Source organism: Paenibacillus amylolyticus, assembly GCF_003719335.1.
Taxonomy (GTDB): Bacteria; Bacillota; Bacilli; order Paenibacillales; family Paenibacillaceae; genus Paenibacillus; species Paenibacillus amylolyticus_D.
Genome location: NZ_RIAS01000060.1, coordinates 1 through 377, shown reverse-complemented (window position 1 = coordinate 377; position 377 = coordinate 1). Strand labels below are relative to the sequence as shown.

The following is a 377-nucleotide window of genomic DNA, read 5'->3' as shown; positions in this document are numbered from 1 at the left end:
GTGCGGTTCATGCTCGAAGACAGCGGAGCGAAGGTACTATTAACGCAAACGCCACTACGAGAGCGAGCCGAAGCTTGGCTGGGCGAAGAGGAGCTTGCGCTGGGTGTGGTGCTGTATCTCGACGACGAAGCGTCGTACAGCGAGGAACGGTTGAATGTGCCGATAAGTTCTGACGTGAATGATTTCCACGAAGCCCGCCCAGAGGATCTGGCCTACGTAATCTACACGTCGGGAACGACAGGACAACCCAAAGGCGTCATGATCGAGCACCGCAGCCTGGTCAATACGGCGGCAGGCTACCGACGGGAATATCGGTTGGATCAGTTCCCGGTGCGGCTATTGCAGCTGGCCAGCTTCTCGTTTGACGTGTTCGTGGG

1 protein-coding gene is annotated in these 377 nt (G+C 57.6%); it reads left to right on the top strand.

Annotated elements, in window-relative coordinates:
- Nucleotides 1-377: AMP-binding protein (locus EC604_RS30750; RefSeq protein ID WP_151458143.1), on the top strand; the 377-nt coding region annotated here is incomplete at both ends.